Raw genomic sequence first — 3900 nt, forward strand, 5'->3', positions numbered from 1 at the left:
GGTTGGCGACCAGGTTTTCGTAGTTGCCGCCGCTGACGCTGGTGATGCTGTTGGTAACTGCCGCGTGGCCTTGATAGACGTCATTGCTCACGGCGCCGGTGGCGGTACCGGAGGTTTGACCGACCGGGATGGTGATGCTCTGGCCGTTAGCCAGGCTGACTACGACTGGGCTGCCGGTGACCGGCGCACCTACTGTGGCGGTGTAAACGATAGTGCCACCTTCCGCCACGCTGGGAGTCGCCGTCAGCGATACCGTCGTGGTGTCTTGCACATCGGTCACGGTGGTACTGACGGGCGCCTGGTTGGCGACCAGGTTTTCGTAGTTGCCACCGCTGACGCTGGTAATGCTGTTGGTAACTGCCGCGTGGCCTTGATAGACGTCATTAGTCACGGCACCCGTGGCGGTACCGGAGCTCTGTCCAACTGGAATGGTGATGGTCTGTCCATTGGCAAGGCTGACTACCACTGGGCTGCCGGTGACTGGAGCCCCTACAGTCGCGATGTAAATGATAGTGCCGCCTTCGGCCACGCTTGGCGTCGCCGTCAGCGATACCGTCGTGGTGTCTTGCACATCGGTCACGGTGGTACTGACTGGCGCCTGGTTGGCGACCAGGTTTTCGTAGTTGCCGCCGCTAACGCTGGCGATGCTGTTGGTGACCGCCGCGTGGCCTTGGTAGACGTCGTTAGTCACGGCACCCGTGGCGGTACCGTAGCTTTGGCCGACCGGAATGGTGATGGTCTGGCCGTTGGCCAGGCTTACTACGACTGGGCTGCCAGTGACGGGCGCATCTACTGTGGCGGTGTAGACGATGGTGCCGCCTTCCGCCACGGACGGCGTGGCAGTCAGGGTAACGCTGGTGGTGTCTAGGACATCGGTCACAGAGGTGCTGACCGGTGCCTGATTGGCGACCAGGTTTTCGTAGTTGCCACCGCTGATGCTGGTGATGCTGTTGGTGACTGACTCGTGGCCTTGATAGACGTCGTTGGTGACAGCACCCGTGGCGGTACCGGAGCTTTGGCCAACCGGAATGGTGATGGTCTGCCCGTTGGCAAGGCTGACTACGACTGGGCTGCCGGTGACCGGCGCACCTACTGTGGCGGTGTAAACGATAGTGCCACCTTCCGCCACGCTGGGAGTCGCCGTCAGCGATACCGTCGTGGTGTCTTGCACATCGGTCACGGTGGTACTGACGGGCGCCTGGTTGGCGACCAGGTTTTCGTAGTTGCCACCGCTGACGCTGGTAATGCTGTTGGTAACTGCCGCGTGGCCTTGATAGACGTCATTAGTCACGGCACCCGTGGCGGTACCGGAGCTCTGTCCAACTGGAATGGTGATGGTCTGTCCATTGGCAAGGCTGACTACCACTGGGCTGCCGGTGACCGGAGCCCCTACAGTGGCGGTGTAAATGATGGTGCCGCCCTCAGCTACGGAAGGCGTGGCGGTCAGGGTGACAGTGGTGGTGTCTTGTACATCGGTGACGCTGGTGCTGACTGGCGCTTGATTGGCAACCAGGTTTTCGTAGTTGCCGCCGCTGACGCTGGTGATGCTGTTGGTAACTGCCGCATGGCCTTGATAGACGTCATTGCTCACGGCGCCGGTGGCGATACCGGAGGTTTGACCGACCGGAATGGTGATGGTCTGGCCGTTAGCCAGGTTGACCAGGACCGGGCTACCGGTGACCGGAGCACCTACTGTGGCGGTGTAAATGATGGTGCCACCCTCGGCCACGGAAGGCGTGGCGGTCAAGGTGACGGTGGTGGTGTCTTGCACATCGGTCACGGTGGTACTGACGGGCGCCTGATTGGCGACCAGGTTTTCGTAATTGCCGCCGCTGACGCTGGTGATGCTGTTGGTAACTGCCGCGTGGCCTTGATAGACGTCGTTGGTGACAGCACCCGTGGCGATACCGGAGCTTTGGCCAACCGGAATGGTGATGGTCTGTCCATTGGCAAGGCTGACTACCACTGGGCTGCCGGTGACTGGAGCCCCTACAGTCGCGATGTAAATGATAGTGCCGCCTTCGGCCACGCTTGGCGTCGCCGTCAGCGATACCGTCGTGGTGTCTTGCACATCGGTCACGGTGGTACTGACTGGCGCCTGGTTGGCGACCAGGTTTTCGTAGTTGCCGCCGCTGACGCTGGCGATGCTGTTGGTGACCGCCGCGTGGCCTTGGTAGACGTCGTTAGTCACGGCACCCGTGGCGGTACCGTAGCTTTGGCCAACCGGAATGGTGATGGTCTGTCCATTGGCAAGGCTGACTACGACCGGGCTGCCGGTGACGGGCGCATCTACTGTGGCGGTGTAGACGATGGTGCCACCCTCGGCCACGCTTGGCGTTGCCGACAGCGACACCGTGGTGGTGTCCTGGACATCTGTGACGCTGGTGCTGACTGGCGCTTGATTGGCGACCAGATTTTCGTAATTGCCACCGCTGACGCTGGTAATGCTGTTGGTGACGGCCGCGTGGCCTTGGTAGACGTCATTGGTCACCGCACCCGTGGCAGTCCCGGAGCTCTGGCCGACCGGAATGGTGATGGTCTGGCCGTTGGCCAGGCTGACTACGACCGGGCTGCCGGTGACAGGGGCGCCCACTGTTGCCGTATAGATAATGGTGCCGCCTTCGGCCACAGATGGCGTCGCGGTTAGCGTGACGGTAGAGGTATCGATGGTGTCGCTGACGCTGGTCACGGCTGCCGTGCTGTTGATCGCCAGGCTTTCGAAGTTGCCACCCGAGGCATTGGTGATGTGTGCGCTGACCTGACCGGCATCGAGGTACGGATCATCAGCTGGCGCGGCAACGGCGACGCTGCCGGAGGTCTGATTGGCACCGATGGTGATGGTCTGGCCATTGCTCAAGGTGAGCGTCACTGCAGACTGCGCGGCGTTGCTCAAGGTGGCGGTGTAAACGATCTGCCCGCCTTCGGCCACGCTTGGCGTCGCCGACAGCGACACCGTGGTGGTGTCCTGCACATCGGTAACGGTGGTGCTGACAGGCGCTTGATTGGCGACCAGGTTTTCGTAGTTGCCACCGCTGACGCTGGTGATGCTGTTGGTAACTGCCGCGTGGCCTTGATAGACGTCATTGGTCACCGCACCCGTGGCGGTACCGGAGCTTTGGCCGACCGGGATGGTGATGGTCTGGCCGTTGGCCAAGCCGACTACAACCGGACTGCCAGTAACAGGGGCTTCGACTGACGCCGTATAAATAATGGTCCCGCCTTCGGCCACGGACGGCGTTGCGGTCAGGGTGACGGTGGTGGTGTCCTGCACATCTGTGACGCTGCTGCTGACTGGCGCTTGATTGGCAACCAGGTTTTCGTAATTGCCGCCGCTGACGCTGGTGATGCTGTTGGTGACGGCCGCGTGGCCTTGGTAGACGTCATTGGTCACCGCACCTGTGGCAGTCCCGGAGCTCTGGCCGACCGGAATGGTGATGGTCTGGCCGTTAGCCAGGCTGACTACGACCGGGCTGCCGGTGACCGGCGCCCCTACAGTGGCGGTGTAAATGATGGTGCCACCCTCGGCCACGGAAGGCGTGGCGGTCAGGGTGACAGTGGTGGTGTCTTGTACATCGGTGACCGCAGTGCTGACTGGCGCCTGGTTGGCGACCAGGTTTTCGTAGTTTCCGCCGTTGACGCTGGTAATGCTGTTGGTGACGGCCGCGTGGCCTTGATAGACGTCATTGCTCACGGCGCCGGTGGCGGTGCCGGAGCTTTGGCCGACCGGGATGGTGATGGTCTGGCCGTTGGCCAGGCTGACCACGACCGGGCTGCCGGTGACCGGCGCATTCACCGTGGCGGTGTAGACGATGGTGCCGCCTTCGGTCACAGATGGGGTCGCGGTTAGCGTAACGGTAGAGGTGTCGATGGTATCACTGACAGTGGTGACTGCCGCCGTGC

1 protein-coding gene is annotated in these 3900 nt (G+C 62.2%); it reads right to left on the reverse strand.

The window, feature by feature from the left end:
- The coding region (locus tag CQW31_RS31245) for a beta strand repeat-containing protein (RefSeq protein ID WP_371858403.1) at positions 1 to 3900 on the reverse strand (3900 nt) is incomplete at both ends.

Origin of the sequence: Pseudomonas sp. 382 (assembly GCF_002759075.1) — a bacterium.
Lineage (GTDB): Bacteria > Pseudomonadota > Gammaproteobacteria > Pseudomonadales > Pseudomonadaceae > Aquipseudomonas > Aquipseudomonas vlassakiae.